Below are 18,041 nucleotides of genomic sequence, written 5' to 3'. Positions count from 1 at the left end.
ATCGATTTTATATATTATTTAATATATTTTATCAAAAAAAAAAAAAAAACAAAATTAAATTTTTAATAACTCAACGCTTTTTAAGGCAAAATCATTATAATTTGATCGCCTTTTCTCAGACCTGTGCAATGTTTTCTTTAGGCAAAGCTTCAGGGTGGGAACACAGCAGAGCACTTAAATTTAATGTGTGCCGCAGTCATCTGGGGAGAGGTTTTGATACTTTATCCTATCTTTCACACCCGCTTTTTCAAAGCCCTTTAGCCTTAATAAACAGCTATCACAAGCCCCACAAGCCTCATTTTCACTCTCATAACAAGACCAAGTCAGCTCCAAAGGCACATTTTCTTTTAAAGCAAGACTTACAATTTCAGCTTTATTTAAATGCACCAAAGGGGTTTTAATGCTTAGTTTAAATCCCCCGCTCGTTCCCTCATTGATAAAACTTTCCGCCTTTTTGATAAAATCTTCACTACAATCAGGATAACCGCTACTATCCTCCTCCACCACGCCGATATAAAGAGCCTCACAGCCCTCTTTCTCCGCTAAAGAAGCCGCTATGCTTAAAAACACCCCATTTCTAAAAGGCACATAAGTGATAGGCAAAGTGCTTTCGTGTAAGGAATTTTTAGGCACGGCAAAATTTTCATCAACCAAAGCATTTCCGCCTATGTCTTTAAGAAAACTCGCATTTAAAACATAGCGTTTTAAAACGCCTAAATGCTCACAAATTTGATGAAAACATTTTCTTTCTTTATTTTCTGTGCGTTGATGATAGTCAAAATGCAAAGCGATGATTTCATAACCCTCTTTCTTCGCCAAATACGCGCATAAAGTGCTATCCATACCTCCGCTTATTACACATAAAGCTTTTTTCATTTTTTACCTTTTCATTTTAGTGCATATCGTCAAATCATTCTAAAATTTGACATCTTGCAAAAAAAATCATAAAAATTTATAATAATGCCTTAAATTATAAGGATAAAAAATGATTGATATTAAATTAATAGAGCATATATTCAAAGCTGCTTCGATTAGCCGTTGGAATGACTATCCTAGAATGGCAAATTTAGTCGAGCTTGACAAACAAGCGCATAAATTTATTATTGCTTATTTTATCGCTAAAATGGAAAAAGATGTCGATATGAGAGTAATTATCGAGGGAGGAATTTTTGAGTTTTTAAGTCGCGTTGCGGTTACTGACATACGCCCTGATGTCTATCATCAAATCGTGCGTCAAAAAAAAGATGAGGTTAATCACTGGGTTTTTAGCGTATTAGAGCCTATGATAGAAAAGATTGAAAATGGCGAATTTCTTAAACGCTTTGAAAATTATATTAAAGGTAGTGATTATCCAAAAGAAAGATTGATTTTAAAGGCGGCATCTTATTTTGCCACGCGTTGGGAATTTAATATCATCTATCAAACTTCTTCTTTTTTAAGTGATATTGAAGAAATTAAAAATAAGGTTGAAGAGGAGTTGGAAGATTATTATGAGCTTATCGGTGCTAGGAAAATCGCCCTCAATCAAAAAATCGCAAAACTTGTAGATTTAAGTGGGCGTCTTCGCTTTCAAAAGCGGTGGGCACAAACACCTCGCATACCAGAAACTGCAGTGCTAGGACATATGCTTGTTGTGGCGATTTTGGGCTATTTTTACTCTCTTAGCATTAAAGCCTGTGATAAAAGGCTAGAAAATAATTTTTATTGTGCCTTGTTTCACGACCTACCAGAAAGCTTAACGCGTGATATTATAAGCCCTGTAAAATACGGTATAAGCGGACTTCACACTATTATAAATGATTATGAAATGCAACTCATTAATGATAAAATTCTACCCTTTGTCCCCGAACACTTAAGGGCTGAATTTGCCTATATTTTAGGCATTAGAGAGGGTAGGGGTGAAGAGGAAAAATGGGTGAAAAATGAATTTGAAAATCGCACCTTTAAAAATGGTAAAACCCAGCTTTGTAGTGGAAGTTTAAGCATTTGTAATAGTGATGAATTTGGGGCAATCGATGGCAAGGCACTTAAATATTGCGATAAATTAGCCGCTTTCATTGAGGCTGGACTTTCTATAAGTTACGGGGTGAAATCTAAAGAGCTTTTAAGTGGTTTTAATGAAATGTTTAAATTTTTCTCTCAAAATAAAAGCATAGATGGAGTGAATTTTTTCACTCTTTGCGAAGAATTAAAAGAGGAATTTAATATCATTTAAAGAGTGAAACAAGCATTAGCTTAAAACTCACAAAAAGATTAGGCTAATTTTCCTAGCCTAAAATTAATGCAAATTTTCGATATAAGATAAAGCTGAAAGTGCTGCCACAGCTCCGTCTCCAGCCGCACAAATGACTTGTTTAGGAGCGTCCTTTCTTAAATCCCCTGCGGCAAAAAGTCCTGCAATATTTGTTTGCATTTTAAGATTAACGCTTACTTGCCCCCCTGCTTCCATTTCACACAAAAATGAGCCGTCATCTTGCTTTAAAATCTCATTTCTTACATTAAGTCCTACAAAGGTAAAAATTCCCGGCACCTTTAAATCTCTCTCGCCATTTTGAAGTTTAAGTTTTACGCCCAAAACCCCACTTGCATCGCCATAAACCTCATCAACACTTGCATTTGTGATGAGTTCGATTTTCTCATTTTTCTTAACCTTTTCTACCGTGCTAGGAGCGGCTCTAAATGTATCACGGCGATGAATGAGGTAAATTTTAGAACAAATATTTGCAAGGTATAAAGCCTCTTCAAGTGCTGTATCACCCCCACCTAAAACGGCGACTTCTTTATTTTTATAAAAAAAGCCATCGCAAGTTGCACAAGTGCTAACCCCACGCCCAAAAAATTCCTCTTCACCCTTAAAACCAGCTTTCTTAGGTGCTGAACCTGTGCAAACAATCACCGCTTTTGCCATTTCACTCTTACCCCCCTCAAGCTTGATTGTAAAAGTGCCGTCTGCATTTTTACTCACTTGCTCAACGCCGACCATTTCGTGCTTTAAGCCAAAACGCATACATTGCTCACTCCAAGGTGTCATAAAAGAAATTCCGTCCATTACCTGTGCAACTCCGGGGTAATTTTCAATTTCAGAGCTTGAAGTGATTTGCCCTCCTGGCATACCCTTTTCAAACATTACAACATTTTTAAGACCGCCTCTTGTCGCATAAAGTCCCGCACTAAGTCCTGCGGGACCACCACCTATAATTGCCAAATCTAACATTATTTTTCCTTTAAATTTTATTTTTGCTTAATGATACAAAAATTTTCTTAAAGCTAGTTAATAAAAATTATTATTTAAAAAATTTATATTTTATAAAATCACTGGGCGAACTTGATTTTTTGATAGCATTTTTCACATTTTAAATTAAAGCAGAAAATGGCAATTACCCTAGCAGTAAAAAAGGGAAGTTTTATACATACCTATGATGAAAAAGGGCGACAAATATCATCAACACCGGTCTAAAAACTATGCCTTTTTTAAGGCATAAAAATCACTTCAACCAAGCTTTCATTTTCTAAAATTTCACTTTCTTTTGGCACTATCATCAAGGTGGCTTTGTGGTTAAGATTATTGATAATTGCACTAGAACCCTCTTTTTTACCCTTTAGATTAGCCACTATGCGTCCATTTTGAAATTCCACATTACAAGCGACAAATTCCAAATGGGGCGACTTTCTCTTATAAACGCCCTGTAAAAAGGCTTTACAGACATAATCTTTAGGCTGAAGTAACCAAGCGTTTAAAAGCTCTCTTGCATATAAATTAAACATCACCATAGCAGAGTATGGAAAGCCCGGTAAGGCAAGGATAAATTTCTCTTCAAATTGTGCGATTTTGATATGGCGACCGGGCTTTATATCAACCTTATCAATGATGACTTCATACTCTCTAACTGCTTTTTTTAAAAAATCAAAATCTCCCATAGAAACGCCCCCTGTTGTGATTAAAATATCGCAAGTTTTAAGGGCATTTTCTAAGGTGCTTTGTGTAAGCTTTTCTTCATCTTTTAAAAGGGGGAAGACTCTAGCCTCACAGCCTAATTTTTGTGCTAAATTTGCTAAGGCGATGTGATTTGACGAGCGAATTTGTGCAGGATTTTCCAAAATCTCGCCTAAATCTTTAATCTCACTTCCACTACTTAAAACCCCCACCACAGGACGCACAAAAACGCTAATGTGAAAAAAGCCAAGTTCAGCTAAAAGGGCGATTTCACTATAATCAAGCTTTGTTCCTTTTGCTAGTAAAAGCTCACCCTTTTGGTAACTTTCCCCCACTTTTCTCACCGCAAAACTTTTTTTAACCGCCTCTTTAATGTAAATTTGCCCCTCTTTAAGCTCGACATTTTCCACAGGCACCAAAGTATCACTACCCTCACTCATTAATGAACCTGTGAAAGTTTTCACGCAAGTGCCACTTTCGACCTTAAATTCAGGCATTTTTCCTGCTGGAGTTGTGCCTAAAACTCTCAAAGGCTTATCTTGCTCGTCAAATTTGAGTGCATAGCCGTCCATAGCAGAAATGGGGAATTCTGGCTGGTTTTGAGGTGCTTTTATATTTTGAGCTAAAATGCGTCCTAGACACTGCGTTAGGGCGATTTTCTCCACCTTTTCATAGGGCTTAATATGTGCTTTTAAAAGCTCTAAACTTGTTTCATAAGACATTAACATTGTTTATCCTTAAGCTAAAATTCCAGCGCCCTTAAGTTTATAAGAGCGTTTTTTCGCGTAAATTTTTTCACCCTTTATCACATCATATTTCCAAATGGGCGCACTTTTTTTAAAATCTTCCACAAAATCATTTAAAAGCTTTAAGCCAAGCTTTCTATTTTTACTCAAAACCCCTGCTAAATAAGAGCTTTGATGAATTTTTACCTCTCCTAAAGAATGCGCGAAAAAAAACTTCACTCCCTCATTTTTGTAATTTTCTTCCCAGCCTTTAAACCATGCCTTTAAAAGCGGCTCATAAATTTCAAAGCTAAGAGCCTCTACAATGCCTTTTTTTTCATCACTTTCCTCTTCTCTCACTATGCCGCAAAAGCTCAAAAATGCCCCGCAATTTTTGTCCTTAAGGCTTTCATACCATTTTGCATAAATGAGGCTTATCTTTAAAGCACCTTTGTGAATTTCAAACATCTAGCCTCCACAAACAGGTGGTAAAAGGGCGATTTTATCCCCTGCTTTTAAACTGACATTTTCATCAAAAACCATAACGCCATTTAAACAAACCGCACAAAGCTCAAGCCACTCTTTTAGGCTCTCATCTTGTTTTAAAATTTCCTTAAGCTCTTTTAAAGAGGAGATTTCAAGCTCTAAATTTGCTTTATTGATAGGTCCTAAAAATTCAATCGTTACCATTATCTTCAACCTCCAAATTTCCCATCATACCTAAATCCTCGTGTTCTAAAATATGACAATGATACATTCTAAGCCCCTTAAAATCTTGTTTCATTCTAAGCCTTAATTCTTCATTGGGACGGACATTAATCGTATCTCTTAAGGCTCTAAATTCGGCTTTTTTAATCTTGCCATTTAATTTTGATGAAATGAGTTCAAACTGCGTCCCGTGTATGTGAAAAGGATGATCCATATGAGATTTGTTAATAATAATCCAATCTTCAACAACCCCCACCTTAGATCTTAAATCAATGCGTTTTAAATCATAAATTTTATTATTGAGTAAAAACATCGAAGCTAAAGCCTTTTTTAAGTCCTCTTCGCCTTTTTTCATCAAGCCGTGCATTTGCGTATGATCTTCACTCATAATCACTTCTTTAAATTCCTTAGGCTCTTCTAAAGGCTTGAATTGTTTTAAAGCTTTTGGAAGTTCTATATTTTCTTTTTTTATACTAATATCAGCTAGAAAAAGTGTGCTAGGCTCTTCTTTTACCATCATTTTATCCCTATCATAATAAAGACTTTCTAGCTTAAATTCGCCACCCTCTGGCACAGAGATTAAAAATTCCGCCCTTGAAGCGGGGCCTAAAAAAAGCTCATCTTTAAAAAGTGGTTTTTCTATCAAGCCCCCATCAGTGCCGACAAGGATAAATTTAGCCCCTTGTATGCGTAAATTTAAATACCTTGCCGCGGTGGCGTTGTAAATGCGGATGCGTTCCTTTGTGCTAAGGGTAATTTTAGGCTTAAACTGCCCATTAATAAGCACAAATTCCCCCTCCCTGCCATTAAGCCAATCAACAAGGTGATTATTTGAAATTTGAGCGTTTTCATCAAGTCGTAAATCGCTTATCATCAAATCTTTTTCTTTAAGATGACTTAAAGCATCTTTTTTAGCCCTCACTACAAAAGCCCCAGCCAAACCCATAGAAACTTGCTTAGAGCTAATAAAATGCGGATGCGGATGATACCAGTAAGTCCCTGCACTGTCTTTAGGGATTGTAAAACGATATAGTCTTTCTTCTCCAGCTAAAATGGGATCGTGAGGATTTCCATCTTGCTCAGGTGGAACTAAAACTCCGTGCCAATGTATGGTTGTAGGCTCTTTGAGTTTATTTTTAACGATGATTTCAACGACATCTTCTTCAAAAACTTCTATTTTTGGAGCTGGAATTGAGCCATTGTAAGTATAAAATTTAGTTTTTTTACCTTTAATGAGTTCCATTTCGCTTTCTTCAATGTCAATTTTTGCACGGAAAAAATTTCTCTTTTTGCTTTCATTTTGAAGTAGAGGTAAGGCTTTTAGCATTTCTCCTTGCGGAAAAATATTAGGATCTAAAAGCTTTAAATTTTTGGGAGCAAAATTGATAAAAGAAGTATTTAAATTCGTATGATTAACGCTATGATGCATGTGGTGGCTTTGCATAGGATTAGCGTAGGCTATGCCTAAACTTGCCAGGCTTAGTGCGTTAAATTTTAAAAAATTTCTTCTATTCATAAATTTTCCTTATGTCTATTAATTTTTGATAATTGTAACCATTTTTTTAAAATTTTTTGTAAATGTTTATTGTGAATTATTGTGTTAATTTTGTTATGATTTGGCAATTTAATTAAGGAAAAATAATGTTTTATGAAACAATTCAAACACCAGCTTACATTTTAGAAGAAGATAAATTAAGAAGAAATTGCGAACTTTTAGCTAAAGTGAGTGAGGAAAGTGGAGCAAAGGTGCTTTTAGCCTTAAAGGGCTTTGCCTTTTCTGGAGCGATGAAAATCGTAGGGGAATACCTGCACGGCTGCACTTGTAGCGGACTTTGGGAAGCGAAATTTGCTAAAGAATTTATGGATAAAGAAATTCATACTTTTTCGCCCGCTTTTAAAGATGAGGAATTTGATGAAGTTGCAGAGCTTTCTCATCATATCGTTTTTAATTCTTTACATCAATTTCATCATTTTAAAGAAAAGGCTAAGGCTAAATCTTTAGGGCTGCGTTGTAATCCCGAGTATTCCTTAGCGCCAAAAGAGCTTTATAATCCTTGTGGGCGATATTCTAGACTTGGAATTTTAAGCAAAAATTTAGAAAATGCAGATTTAAGTGAGGTAAGTGGGCTACATTTTCACGCCTTATGTGAGGAAAGTGCGGAGGCTTTAGAGGCAGTTTTAAAAGCTTTTGAGGCTAAATTTGGTAAGTGGCTTACACAGATGAAATGGGTGAATTTTGGTGGAGGACATCACATCACAAAAAAGGGCTATGATGTGGAGAAACTCATCGCTCTTTGTAAGAAATTTAGCGATAAATTTGGGGTGCAAGTGTATTTAGAGCCGGGTGAGGCTGTGGGCTGGCAAACAGGCGTTTTGGTCGCTTCTGTTATCGACATAGTTGAAAATGAAAAGCACATAGCTATTTTAGACACTTCAAGCGAGGCACATATGCCTGATACTATCATCATGCCTTATACGAGCGAGGTTTTAAATGCTAGGATTTTAAGCACGAGGGAAGGAGAGCAAATTTCAAGTTTAAAAGAAGATGAAATGGCATATTTGTTAGCGGGAAATACTTGTTTAGCAGGTGATGTAATGGGGGAATATGCCTTTAAAAGTCCGCTTAAAAGGGGCGATAAAATCGTCTTTTTGGATCAAATTCATTATTCTATCGTCAAAAACACGACTTTTAATGGCGTTATTTTGCCAAATTTAATGCTTTATACCAAGGAAAAAAAGCTTGAGATGATTAGAAAATTTTCTTATGAAGATTATGCAAAAAGAAATTGATTTATTATGTCAATAAAACATAAAATAATTTTCACATCTTTGTCAAATTTTCTTTAAAAAATGTAAAAATTTTATATTCAAATAATTTTTCAAAAATGATTTAAAATACTAAATTTTGGTATTTTTAATATCATTTATCATATAATGAAAGTGTAAAAATTTTTATAAATTTCAGTTTTTTTTAAATCAAATAGTATTATGATACAAGCAAGTTTTAAAGAGGCTTAGAGTGCGTAATAGGCAATTTTTGCATAATATTATCTGCCCTAAAAACAAGTCTTAAAAAAGTTGGGGAAAAGTGTGAATTTAGAGAATTTAAGATCTGCTAGGAGTCTTTATTATCAATGCTTTGGTGAGGTTTTTTCTTTTTCTTTTTCTAAAAATAGATTAGCAAATTTGACTCAGTATCTCAATGCGATGAATGAGTGCATTTTTGATGATACTTTAAAGACAAATTTTGCTTTTTTGCTTGAAAATTTGAAAACTCCACAAGATATGCAAAAGCTCATTAAAGAGTATGACCTTTTATTTTTAGCTTTAAAAAGTGCTATTCCTACGACTTTTTCTTACATAGAAGAGGGATTTGAAAATTCAAATGCCTTGCTTTTAGTGCGTCAAATTCTTATCAAAAGTAAGCTAAGAAGAAATGAAGCTTTTTTTAAAGAAGGCGAAGATAGTGTCGGCTTTTGTTTTCTTTTAATGAGTGAATTTTTAAGAGAAAAAAATGATGATTTAGCAAAAGAGCTTTTTGAAAGGCTTATTAATCCTAACATCGATGAATTTTTTAATCTTATCTTGGTCAATGAGGCTGCTTTATTATTTAAAGAAGTGGCTTTAATAGGTGTGGCTTTTATGGAATTTGAAAGATTTTGTTTTGAGCTTGAAAAGCCTATAAAAACACAAAGTAAAAAGGTGCAAAATGACCTTTCTAGATCTGAATTTTTAAGGAGAGAAACTAACAAACAAAGGAGAAAGCTTGGAAAAACGCAGGAAATTTCTTAAAAACTCTGCCCTAGCCTTAGCTGGAGTAGGCGTTTTAGGTGCGACAAGTGTGGCTTTTGGCGAAGAAAAAGCCGAAAATAAACTTGTTCGCGGAAAGAGTAAAAAAAAGGAAGTGCTTTATCAAAGAAGTGCTAACTGGGAAAAATACTACATAAAGGCTGAATAATGAAATTAAATCGTCGTTCATTTTTGAAAATGGCAGCACTTTCAAGCCTTGCGACTCCGCTTTTAGGGCGTAGTGAGGTCTTAAGAGAGGCTAGGGAAAGTGAGCTAAGTGAGGCTTTTGAAGGAAGCAAAAAGATAAGAAGTGTTTGCACTGCTTGTTCTGTGGGCTGTGGAGTTATCGCTGAAGTGCAAAATGGCGTTTGGCTTAGGCAAGAAATCGCCCAAGATCACCCTGTGAGCTTTGGGGGACATTGCTGTAAGGGTTCTGATATGATTGATATGGTGCGTTCTCATGTGCGTTTAAAATACCCTATGAAAAAAGAAAATGGCGAATGGAAACGCATAAGTTACGAGCAAGCTTTAAGCGAAATAGGAGAAAAATTAGCCGCTTATCGTAAGGAAAATCCTGAAAGCGTGATGTTTATAGGTTCTGCGAAATTAAGCAATGAACAAGCCTATTATATCCGTAAATTTGCTGCCTTTTTTGGAACAAATAATATAGACCATCAAGCTAGAATTTGACATAGTGCAACAGTCGCCGGTGTGGCGAATACATTTGGTTATGGCGCGATGACAAATCATCTTGGCGATATACAAAGGTCAAAATGTATTTTCATTATAGGAGCAAATCCAGCTGTAAATCATCCTGTGGGTTTTAGACATTTCTTAAAAGCTAAGGAAAAGGGTGCAAAACTTATCGTTGTTGATCCTCGTTTTACAAAAAGTGCAGCAAAGGCGGACATTTACGCACAAATTCGTCCGGGCACTGATATAGCCTTTATGTATGGTATGCTTAAAATTATCTTTGATGAAGGTTTAGAGGATACAAAATACCTTGATGAAAGGGTTTTTGGCATTGATAAAATTAGAGAAGAAGCGGCAAAATGGGACGCTAAAGAGGTTGAAAATGTTACAGGCATACCAGAGACTAAATTAAGAGAAATTGCTCTTGAAGTCGCTAAAAATAAGCCTACAACGCTCATTTGGGCTATGGGACTTACCCAACACACCGTAGGCACTTCTAATACACGTTTAGCACCTATTGTGCAAATGGTGCTTGGTAATATCGGTAAATTTGGCGGTGGAGTGAATATTTTAAGAGGACACGACAATGTGCAAGGTGCGTCCGATGTGGCTTGTTTGAGTGAAAATTTACCCGGCTATTATCCTTTAAATGAAGCAAGTTGGAGATATTACGCACAGATTTGGGGTGTGGATTATGAGTGGCTTTTAGGAAATTTCGTCAGCAAAGAGTGGATGCATAAAACGGGCTTAAGCCTTGCTAGATGGTGGGCTGCGGCTTTAAATGGCAAGGACGGAAATGATAAAATCGACAATGCAGGCACAGCTCTTAAAGCCCTAGTTGTATTAGGTAATGGTATCACTTCAACTGCCCAACAAGCTAAGGTTAAAGAGGGCTTGGAGGCTTTAGAGCTTTTGGTTTTGGCTGATCCTTTTGTCAATGAAGCGGGCATCATAGCCGAGCGTAAAGACGGAGTTTATCTCCTCCCTGCGGCAACGCAGTTTGAAACAAGCGGAAGCGTTACAGCAACAAATCGTAGCGGGCAGTGGAGATTTAAAGTTGTAGAGCCGCTTTATGAAAGTAAGGAAGATCAAGAAATTTTATTTGAACTTGCAAAAAAACTAGGTTTTTATGAAGACTTTACTAAAACCTTACGCGATGAAAATGGACAAATTGTTTGGCCTGAAAATGCTACAAGAGAATTTACTGGGGCGATTCGTAGCATTGGGCTTAATGGCTGGAGTCCTGAAAGGCTTAAAAAACACGCACTAAACTGGGATAAATTTGATGAAATCACACTTGAGGGTAAAGAAGGTGAGGTAAAGGGAGAGTATTTTGGACTTCCTTGGCCTTGTTGGAGTGAAAAGCATCCAGGCTCTCCTGTGCTTTACAATACCGACATCGAAGTGGCTAAGGGTGGTATGGGCTTTAGAAATAATTTTGGGCTTGAGTATGAAGGTGAAAGCCTTTTAGCTAAAAATGCTCCACTAAATTCGCCGATAAATACAGGGTATCCGCAAATCACTAAGGATAATATAGAAAAGGTTTTAGGCATCACATTAAGTGAAGAAGAAAAGGCTAAAATGGGTCCAACTTGGGCTTTAGATGCGAGTAATATCATCGCTACAAAATGTATGGAAAAAGGCATAGTGCCTTATGGTAACGCTAAGGCTAGAGCTGTGGTATGGACCTTTAAAGATCAAATTCCGCTTCACAGAGAGCCACTTCACTCTCCAAGAAATGATTTGGTGCAAAAATATCCTAGCTTTGAAGACCAAAAAGCTCTTTATAGAGTGGATACGAAATTTATTTCCGTGCAGCAGGCTAAGGATTATTCTAAGGAATTTCCTCTTAATCTTGTTACTGCGCGTCTTGTCAATATGAACGGTGCAGGTATGGAAAATAGGGCTTCTATGTATCTTACTCGCCTGACGCCTGAGATGTTTTGTGAGATTAATGAAAAATTAGCTCAACAAGAAAATATTAAAAAAGGCGATATGATATGGGTGCATTCGCCTGAGGGCACGAAGATTAAAGTGCGTGTGAAAATCAACAACGGCGTAGCTGAAGATATGATTTTCCTTCCTTTCCACTTTACAGGCGTAATGCAAGGCGTGGATTTAACGCATAATTTTCCTGAAGGTACAAAGCCTTATGCAAGTGGAGAAAGTGCAAATACGGTAACAAATTATGGTTATGACATTATGTGTCAAATTCCAGAAACTAAGGGTGGCTTGTGCCGAATTTCAAAAGACGGAGTATAAGATGAGTAAGATTAATTTTGCAAATTTAGAAAAAGAACGCTTGAAATTCTTTTGCGACAATGAAAGATGTATTGATTGCAATGGTTGCTCTGTCGCTTGTGATGAAGCACACGAATTACCTATAAATATACGCCGCCGCCGTGTCATTACACTTAATGAGGGTGAGGAGGGGAGAGAAGTTTCGACTTCTATCTCTTGTATGCATTGCGATGATGCACCTTGTGCGATTGTGTGTCCTGTGGATTGCTTTTATATTAGAGGCGATGGAGTGGTTTTGCACGATAAAGAAATTTGCATAGGGTGCGGATACTGCCTTTATGCTTGTCCTTTTGGCGCACCACAATTTCCACAAAGTAGTGTCTTTGGAGATAAGGGCATTATGGATAAATGCACTATGTGTGCAGGAGGTCCTGAAGCGACAAATTCGCAAAAAGAAAGAGAGCTTTACGGACAAAATAGAATCGCCGAGGGTAAAGTGCCTGTATGTGCAGCGATGTGTTCAACTAAGGCTTTATTGGTAGGTGAGTCCTCTAAAATAGAGGAAATTTACCAGCATAGATTGGAAAGTAGAAAATACGGCATTAAAGCTCCAAGCGAAAGTATGGAGTGGAAAATAGCCTACACAGGAAAGGAGCGTTTATGAAAAAGCTTTTTTTACTTGTTCTTTGTTTTGTCAATTTATTTGCCTATGGTGAAGAAAGAATGGGGCAAGATACGCAAATTTGGGATTATAATCGTATTACAAATATTGCAAATTATGACATTTTTGGTAAGCTTTGGACAACTTTACAAGGCGAATATATTGCTACCTTAGCTTTGCTTAGTGTGATTGCCGTTTTAGCAGCTTTTGCTTTGCATTATATGGTCATAGGTCCTAAGCAATTCTCTCACGCAGGAAAGAAAATTTACGCTTTCTCACTTTTTGAACGACTTTTTCATTTTATCGCTGCACTTTCGTGGGTGATTTTAGTGCCGACAGGTTTTATTATGATGTTTGGAACGACTTTTGGTGGCGGACTTTTTGTAAGGGTGTGTAAGAATTTGCACGCCATTGCGACTATTTTATTTATCATTTCTATTATTCCTATGTTTTTTTGGTGGATTAAGAGAATGCTTCCAGCAAGTTATGATATTAAATGGCTGATGATAGTGGGAGGCTATTTAAGCAAGGAAAAAAAGCCCGTGCCAGCTGGGAAATTTAATTTCGGGCAGAAATCGTGGTATTACATAGCTGTTTTTGGAGGCTTTTTAATGATACTCACAGGCGGATTTATGTATTTCTTAGACTTTAATTCTGCTCCTGTGCAAAGTATTTTTGGGCTTAGTCATATTGAACTTTTAAGGCTCAGTGCGATTATACATAATCTTTTAGGCATAGTGTGTGCGGTGTTTTTTGGTGTGCATATTTATATGGCTGTGTTTGCGATTAAAGGCAGTATTCATTCTATGGTAAGTGGCTATAAAGAAGAAGAAGAAGTGTATATTTTGCATAGCTACTGGTATAAAGAGCTTTCTAAAAAGAAACAAATCGAGCCTAGCTTTTCTTATGATCATTAAAAAAAGAGAGGAGTAAGCTCCTCTCTTTCATACATTTCAAAACATCTCTTAATTTTTTCTTTTGCAGTAATTGATAAAAAGCTGATTAAAAAATATTTGCTTAAAATCTTAAGTTTGGAGGTGGTGACCCATACGAGACTCGAACTCGTGTTACCGCCGTGAAAGGGCGATGTCCTAACCGCTAGACGAATGGGCCAACACAAAATAAAGAAATGTAATTATATATAAAAATACTTAATTAAACTTTAAATTTCAGTTTTTTTAAGTTCTTTCAAAAGTGGAACTATTTTTGCTTATTTGTGATTTAAGTTGAAGATTAAAGGAGTAATCTATGAAATTCTTATTAAGCCTTTGTGCTTTGAGTGTGGTGCTTTTTGCAGTGCCAATTAAGGAAGTAGCCAACACGGTGGGCGTTAGAGACAATCAGCTCATAGGCTATGGTCTTGTTGTAGGACTTAATGGCAGTGGCGATGGCACAAGTTCTAAATTTACCTTACAATCTGTTTCAAATCTCTTGCAAGGTATGAACATCAAGGTCGATCCAGCCGACATCAAGTCTAAAAATACCGCCGCAGTTATGGTTACCGCAAAGCTTCCAGCCTTTGCAAAAAGTGGCGACAAGCTTGACATCACGGTTTCATCTTTAGGCGATGCGAAATCTTTACAGGGTGGCACACTTTTACTCACAGCTTTAAGAGGTATTGATGGCGAAATTTATGCCATAGCACAAGGCTCACTTTCTACTGGAGGATTAACAGCTAGACCGGGCGGAGCAGGCTCACACTCCACAGCGGCAAGTGTGATGGGTGGGGCAAATGTTGAAAGAGAAATTCCGCAAAATTTTAATGAAAATACCGACTTAACTCTAAGCCTTAAAACGGCGGATTTTAAAACCGCTCACGATATAGAAAGAGTTTTAAATAGTGTTTTTGATGAAAGTGTGGCTAAGGCTATTGATTCACGCACGATAAAGCTTAATAAACCAGAAGAATTTAGTGCTGTGGAATTTATGGCAAGAGTTTTAGAGCAAGATATAGCCTATACTCCGCAAAGTAAAGTTATCATCGATGAAAGAACAGGCACTGTGATAGCGGGTGTTGATGTGGAGGTTGAGCCTGTGCTTATTACGCATAAGGATATTACGATAAAAATCGACCCAAATAACCAAAATGCCATAGCGCAAAATGAGATTGATATGAAGGACGGCGGTGCGATTGACCCGACTTCAAATACCCTTAGGATTTCAAATCCTAAAACAACGGTGGCTAATATTGCAAGAATGTTAAACAAGTTAGGTGCAACGCCAAATGACATTATAGCCATAATGGAAAATTTAAAGCGTGCAGGTGCTATTAATGCAGACTTAGAGGTGATATGATGAAAGTAGATCATTTTTTAAGCACTTATAGTATGGGATCTAGTGTGCTTTTGGAAAAAGTGGCTAAAGGCTCAAATTCGCAAAAAGCGGACGCAAATTTTGCGGCATATTTTAAGGAGCAAGATAATGAGGTTATTGCTAAAACAGATGAAGAAAAGGCTTTAAAGGAGCAAACAGACGCTTTTGAAGCTTTTTTGATTAAGTCTGTTTTAGATATCTCTTTGAAAAACCAAAATTCACTTTTTGGTAAAGATGCGAGTAGTGAAATTTATTCTTCTATGTATAACGATACGATGAGTAAGGCTTTAAGTGGAGGAATGGGCTTTTCAAAATTATTATTTGATTTTTTGAAAGAGAGGGGTTAAGTTTTTGTAATTTTAGTCGATATAGTTTGTAGAGGATTATAAATCAAGGAGGCAGAAATGATAAATCCTATACAACAAAGTTATGTCGCTAGTGCTTCTTTAAATAACACCGGCAAGGTTGAGAGAGAGGCAAAAACAGAGCAAAGTCAAAAAGTGGAAAACGATAGAGTTTCTAAAATAGCTGAGCAAATTAAAAATGGCACATATCAAGTTGATTTAAAAGCCACAGCAGCGGCGGTAGCAGACTCTTTAATCTAAATTTTTTCTCCTTTTTGACTAGGAAAGGAGAAAAAATGCTAAAAAAATGCTTAGATGAGGTTAATGCTATCTTAACAGAAATGATAGAATTAACCGAAGAAGATATTAAAGATATACAGGTTGCCAAACACGACAAGGTTGCTCCTAGTGTCGAGGTTAAAAACGAACTCATCGCTAAATTTGTAACAGCTAAAAAAGAGCTTGACGCTGCTTTAGTGGCTTTAAATAACAGCTCTGCAAAAGGACTTAGCGAAATGCTTGATGAGGAGGATAAGCAAAAGCTTGACTTACTCAAGCAAAATCTTCAAACCCTACACACCAAAAATAAAGAATACGCCAAATATGTCTTCATTGTAAAAGATTTTTTAGACGGCTTAGTCAATACAATGTTTGACATTAATGGTGGAACAAATAATGCTTATGGAGATAAAGAACATATCCCAGAAATTTTTAAAATGAAAGTGTAAAGGAGTGAGAAATGGGTATCTTTGCAACCTTACATACAGGAGTTACAGGCTTAAAAGCTAGCGAAGTGCAAATCGCTACTACAGGTAATAATATCTCAAATGCAAACGCCACTTTTTACACACGCCAAAGAGTTGTACAAACGACAAATGGCTATATTACCACAGGTGGAGTGCAAGTTGGCACAGGAACGGCAATAGAAAGCATAGTGAGACTTCACGATGAACACGCCTATTTTAAGCTTAAAAATGCTAGCACACAGCAAGAATACACAGGCTATTTAGGTCAGGTTTTAGAAGAAATTTCGCAACGCTTCCCAGACCTTAAAAATACAGGGATTTTAAATAATTTAGAAAATTATAATAAAGCTTGGAACGACTTTGCGTCTAATCCTAACGAAAACGCTACTAAAATCGCCCTTGTTAATGCGACTAAAACTTTAGCAGAAAGCGTTAATGAAGCACATAGCACACTTAAAAAAATTCAACAAAAAGTGAATGATGATATTAAATCAACCGTTGAAGAGATTAATAGAATCGGCGAAGAAATTGCGTATTTAAATAAGCAAATTTATGGCGAGGAGGCTTTACCGACTGACCATGCGAACGAATTGAGAGATAGGCGTGATGAGCTTGAACTTACACTTTCTAAACTTGTAAGTGCGGTAGCAAGTAAAAATGAAATTGTGCAAGATAATCGCTTTGAGCAAACTATAACCGACCCCGGACATCATTACAATCTTAGCGTTGAGGGCTTTACCATCGTTGATGGGGTGAATTTTCACCCTTTAAAGCTTGATTATGATGATAAAAATAAATCTTATAGTATTTATTATCAAACTCCAGATGAAAAAATTCACGACCTTACTGCGAAACTTAAAGGCGGTCAGCTCGGGGCACAGCTTGATTTAAGGGGGCGTGATTATGATAAGCTTGAGGGAACTTATGATAATGGAATTATTCAAAATTATATAGATTCTTTAAATACCTTTTCTAAAACTTTGATTAATGAAACAAATAATCTTTACGCCGCTTCAGCGAAAAATTCGGCGACTTCTGATTATTTGGAGGGCTTAACGGGTGATGTGCCTTTGATGAACTACGATAGGACGATACAGGCTGGAACTTTTGACATTGTCATTTATGATGAAAAAGGTAATGAAAAGGTTAGAAAGAGTATTACAATCGATGTATCGACAACGATGGACGATTTAATGCGTCAAATCAATGCTAACACAGATGATAATGGTGATAAAAACGCTGGGAACGATGTCGATGATTTCATCAATGCAAGTTTTTCTTACGATTCTAAAAGTAATAGCGGACTTTTTCAAATCAATGCCAAAAGTGGCTTTAAGGTCTCTTTAGAGGATAAAGGCACAAATTTTGCTGGTGCTTTTAGTGTGGGGGGTTTTTTCAGTGGAAGCGATGCGAGTGATATTAGAATTAAAGATAGTCTTTTAAATGACCCTAGCACGGTAAGAGCGAGTAAAAACGGCGTAGATAGTGGTAATGATATGGCAAATCAAATCATACAACTTCAGTATAAAAAGGTTAGTTTTTACAATAAAGACGGCACAATAGATGAGCTAACTATGGAGGAGTATTACCGCAAATTTACAGGAAAAATTGCAAGTGATGGGGAAAATAATAATGTGATTCATAAAAGTAATATGACTCTTTATAATTCTGTTTATGCCGAGTATCAAAGTAAAAGTGGGGTAAATACTAATGAGGAATTAGCCGCACTTATCCAGTGGCAGTCAAGCTACGGTGCAGCGGCTAAAATCGTAACAACGGTTGATCAAATGCTTGATACTTTACTAGGGCTTAAATCTTAATTTAAAAAAGTGTATTATAATCTTTTCAAATTTCTTTGATAAGGATTATAATGAAAAAAAATGAAAA

17 protein-coding genes, 1 tRNA gene, 1 other RNA gene and 1 pseudogene are annotated in these 18,041 nt (G+C 36.5%); 13 read left to right on the top strand and 7 right to left on the bottom strand.

Annotation, left to right across the window (positions count from 1 at the left end):
• The first annotated feature begins 112 nt into the window (after window positions 1–112).
• Window positions 113–210: signal recognition particle sRNA small type (gene ffs / locus CVULP_RS07825), an RNA gene on the top strand.
• Here the strand turns inward: ffs and queC are convergent.
• Window positions 211–876: pseudogene (gene queC, locus CVULP_RS07820) on the bottom strand (7-cyano-7-deazaguanine synthase QueC); the annotation flags it as partial. It abuts the RNA gene before it with no gap.
• Window positions 877–985: 109 nt separating this feature from the next.
• Here queC and CVULP_RS07815 point away from each other — a divergent pair.
• On the top strand, window positions 986–2,215 hold the full coding sequence (locus tag CVULP_RS07815) for an HD domain-containing protein (RefSeq protein WP_099462306.1): 1,230 nt from the start codon (window positions 986–988) through the stop codon (window positions 2,213–2,215).
• Between the two features lie 63 nt (window positions 2,216–2,278).
• Here the strand turns inward: CVULP_RS07815 and trxB are convergent, their stop codons facing one another.
• From trxB to cueO, 5 genes are all read right to left on the bottom strand, one after another.
• The gene (gene trxB, locus CVULP_RS07810) at window positions 2,279–3,214 is read right to left on the bottom strand and encodes a thioredoxin-disulfide reductase (protein ID WP_099462308.1); all 936 of its coding nucleotides are present in this window, start codon (window positions 3,212–3,214) and stop codon (window positions 2,279–2,281) included.
• A gap of 257 nt (window positions 3,215–3,471) precedes the next feature.
• Window positions 3,472–4,662 (bottom strand): molybdopterin molybdotransferase MoeA, encoded by a 1,191-nt coding sequence (locus tag CVULP_RS07805; RefSeq protein ID WP_099507604.1) that lies wholly within the window; start codon window positions 4,660–4,662, stop codon window positions 3,472–3,474.
• A 9-nt stretch (window positions 4,663–4,671) separates the two neighbouring features.
• Window positions 4,672–5,127 (bottom strand): molybdopterin synthase catalytic subunit, encoded by a 456-nt coding sequence (locus CVULP_RS07800; RefSeq protein ID WP_099507605.1) that lies wholly within the window; start codon window positions 5,125–5,127, stop codon window positions 4,672–4,674.
• The gene (locus tag CVULP_RS07795; protein WP_099507606.1) at window positions 5,128–5,349 is read right to left on the bottom strand and encodes a MoaD/ThiS family protein; all 222 of its coding nucleotides are present in this window, start codon (window positions 5,347–5,349) and stop codon (window positions 5,128–5,130) included.
• On the bottom strand, window positions 5,336–6,883 hold the full coding sequence (gene cueO / locus CVULP_RS07790) for a multicopper oxidase CueO (RefSeq protein ID WP_099507607.1): 1,548 nt from the start codon (window positions 6,881–6,883) through the stop codon (window positions 5,336–5,338). Before cueO ends, CVULP_RS07795 begins: the two co-directional genes overlap by 14 nt.
• 125 nt (window positions 6,884–7,008) lie before the next feature.
• On the opposite strand from cueO, the gene nspC reads away from it, so the two are divergent.
• The 6 genes from nspC to CVULP_RS07760 all read left to right on the top strand — a co-directional run bounded on the left by nspC (window position 7,009) and on the right by CVULP_RS07760 (window position 13,668).
• Window positions 7,009–8,157, top strand: coding sequence for a carboxynorspermidine decarboxylase (gene nspC, locus CVULP_RS07785; RefSeq protein ID WP_099507608.1), 1,149 nt, complete (start codon window positions 7,009–7,011; stop codon window positions 8,155–8,157).
• Window positions 8,158–8,457: 300 nt separating this feature from the next.
• Window positions 8,458–9,159 carry a TorD/DmsD family molecular chaperone gene (locus tag CVULP_RS07780; protein ID WP_099462320.1) on the top strand — a complete coding sequence of 234 codons (702 nt, stop codon included), beginning with the start codon at window positions 8,458–8,460 and terminating at the stop codon, window positions 9,157–9,159.
• Window positions 9,134–9,325 carry a twin-arginine translocation signal domain-containing protein gene (locus CVULP_RS07775; RefSeq protein WP_099462323.1) on the top strand — a complete coding sequence of 64 codons (192 nt, stop codon included), beginning with the start codon at window positions 9,134–9,136 and terminating at the stop codon, window positions 9,323–9,325. Before CVULP_RS07780 ends, CVULP_RS07775 begins: the two co-directional genes overlap by 26 nt.
• Window positions 9,325–12,111: a molybdopterin-dependent oxidoreductase gene (locus CVULP_RS07770; protein WP_213355809.1), complete on the top strand. Its 2,787-nt coding sequence runs from the start codon at window positions 9,325–9,327 to the stop codon at window positions 12,109–12,111. The genes CVULP_RS07775 and CVULP_RS07770 overlap by 1 nt, the downstream gene beginning before the upstream one ends.
• Before the next feature lies 1 nt (window position 12,112).
• The gene (fdh3B, locus tag CVULP_RS07765) at window positions 12,113–12,754 is read left to right on the top strand and encodes a formate dehydrogenase FDH3 subunit beta (RefSeq protein ID WP_099507610.1); all 642 of its coding nucleotides are present in this window, start codon (window positions 12,113–12,115) and stop codon (window positions 12,752–12,754) included.
• Window positions 12,751–13,668, top strand: a complete 918-nt coding sequence (locus tag CVULP_RS07760; protein ID WP_099507611.1) for a formate dehydrogenase subunit gamma — start codon at window positions 12,751–12,753, stop codon at window positions 13,666–13,668. Before fdh3B ends, CVULP_RS07760 begins: the two co-directional genes overlap by 4 nt.
• A gap of 121 nt (window positions 13,669–13,789) precedes the next feature.
• Here CVULP_RS07760 and CVULP_RS07755 read toward each other — a convergent pair.
• Window positions 13,790–13,864: transfer RNA gene (locus CVULP_RS07755), tRNA-Glu, on the bottom strand.
• Window positions 13,865–13,999: 135 nt separating this feature from the next.
• Between CVULP_RS07755 and CVULP_RS07750 the strand changes: the two genes are divergently transcribed.
• From CVULP_RS07750 to flgK, 5 genes are read left to right on the top strand one after another with little or no spacing between them, the layout of a single operon-like run.
• On the top strand, window positions 14,000–15,046 hold the full coding sequence (locus CVULP_RS07750) for a flagellar basal body P-ring protein FlgI (protein ID WP_099462334.1): 1,047 nt from the start codon (window positions 14,000–14,002) through the stop codon (window positions 15,044–15,046).
• Window positions 15,046–15,411: a hypothetical protein gene (locus tag CVULP_RS07745; protein ID WP_099462336.1), complete on the top strand. Its 366-nt coding sequence runs from the start codon at window positions 15,046–15,048 to the stop codon at window positions 15,409–15,411. Before CVULP_RS07750 ends, CVULP_RS07745 begins: the two co-directional genes overlap by 1 nt.
• A gap of 57 nt (window positions 15,412–15,468) precedes the next feature.
• Window positions 15,469–15,669 (top strand): flagellar biosynthesis anti-sigma factor FlgM, encoded by a 201-nt coding sequence (locus CVULP_RS07740; protein ID WP_099462339.1) that lies wholly within the window; start codon window positions 15,469–15,471, stop codon window positions 15,667–15,669.
• 35 nt (window positions 15,670–15,704) lie between these two features.
• Complete coding sequence (locus CVULP_RS07735; RefSeq protein WP_099507612.1) at window positions 15,705–16,136, top strand: flagellar protein FlgN; 432 nt, start codon at window positions 15,705–15,707, stop codon at window positions 16,134–16,136.
• A gap of 11 nt (window positions 16,137–16,147) precedes the next feature.
• A complete protein-coding gene (gene flgK, locus CVULP_RS07730; RefSeq protein WP_099507613.1) occupies window positions 16,148–17,974 on the top strand; it encodes a flagellar hook-associated protein FlgK in 1,827 nt (608 codons plus the stop codon).
• Window positions 17,975–18,041 lie beyond the last annotated feature (67 nt).

This window comes from Campylobacter vulpis, assembly GCF_014217995.1.
In the GTDB taxonomy this organism is placed as follows: Bacteria; Campylobacterota; Campylobacteria; order Campylobacterales; family Campylobacteraceae; genus Campylobacter_D; species Campylobacter_D vulpis.
This window is presented reverse-complemented; position numbering and strand designations above follow the sequence as displayed.

Coding starts and splice junctions, on each gene's coding strand:
- cueO (WP_099507607.1), bottom strand. CDS start 6,883: ATGAATAGAAGAAATTTTTTAAAATTTAACGCACTAAGCCTGGCAAGT.
- CVULP_RS07815 (WP_099462306.1), top strand. CDS start 986: ATGATTGATATTAAATTAATAGAGCATATATTCAAAGCTGCTTCGATT.
- CVULP_RS07800 (WP_099507605.1), bottom strand. CDS start 5,127: ATGTTTGAAATTCACAAAGGTGCTTTAAAGATAAGCCTCATTTATGCA.
- CVULP_RS07740 (WP_099462339.1), top strand. CDS start 15,469: ATGATAAATCCTATACAACAAAGTTATGTCGCTAGTGCTTCTTTAAAT.
- nspC (WP_099507608.1), top strand. CDS start 7,009: ATGTTTTATGAAACAATTCAAACACCAGCTTACATTTTAGAAGAAGAT.
- CVULP_RS07745 (WP_099462336.1), top strand. CDS start 15,046: ATGAAAGTAGATCATTTTTTAAGCACTTATAGTATGGGATCTAGTGTG.
- CVULP_RS07795 (WP_099507606.1), bottom strand. CDS start 5,349: ATGGTAACGATTGAATTTTTAGGACCTATCAATAAAGCAAATTTAGAG.
- CVULP_RS07750 (WP_099462334.1), top strand. CDS start 14,000: ATGAAATTCTTATTAAGCCTTTGTGCTTTGAGTGTGGTGCTTTTTGCA.
- fdh3B (WP_099507610.1), top strand. CDS start 12,113: ATGAGTAAGATTAATTTTGCAAATTTAGAAAAAGAACGCTTGAAATTC.
- CVULP_RS07760 (WP_099507611.1), top strand. CDS start 12,751: ATGAAAAAGCTTTTTTTACTTGTTCTTTGTTTTGTCAATTTATTTGCC.
- CVULP_RS07735 (WP_099507612.1), top strand. CDS start 15,705: ATGCTAAAAAAATGCTTAGATGAGGTTAATGCTATCTTAACAGAAATG.
- flgK (WP_099507613.1), top strand. CDS start 16,148: ATGGGTATCTTTGCAACCTTACATACAGGAGTTACAGGCTTAAAAGCT.
- trxB (WP_099462308.1), bottom strand. CDS start 3,214: ATGTTAGATTTGGCAATTATAGGTGGTGGTCCCGCAGGACTTAGTGCG.
- CVULP_RS07805 (WP_099507604.1), bottom strand. CDS start 4,662: ATGTTAATGTCTTATGAAACAAGTTTAGAGCTTTTAAAAGCACATATT.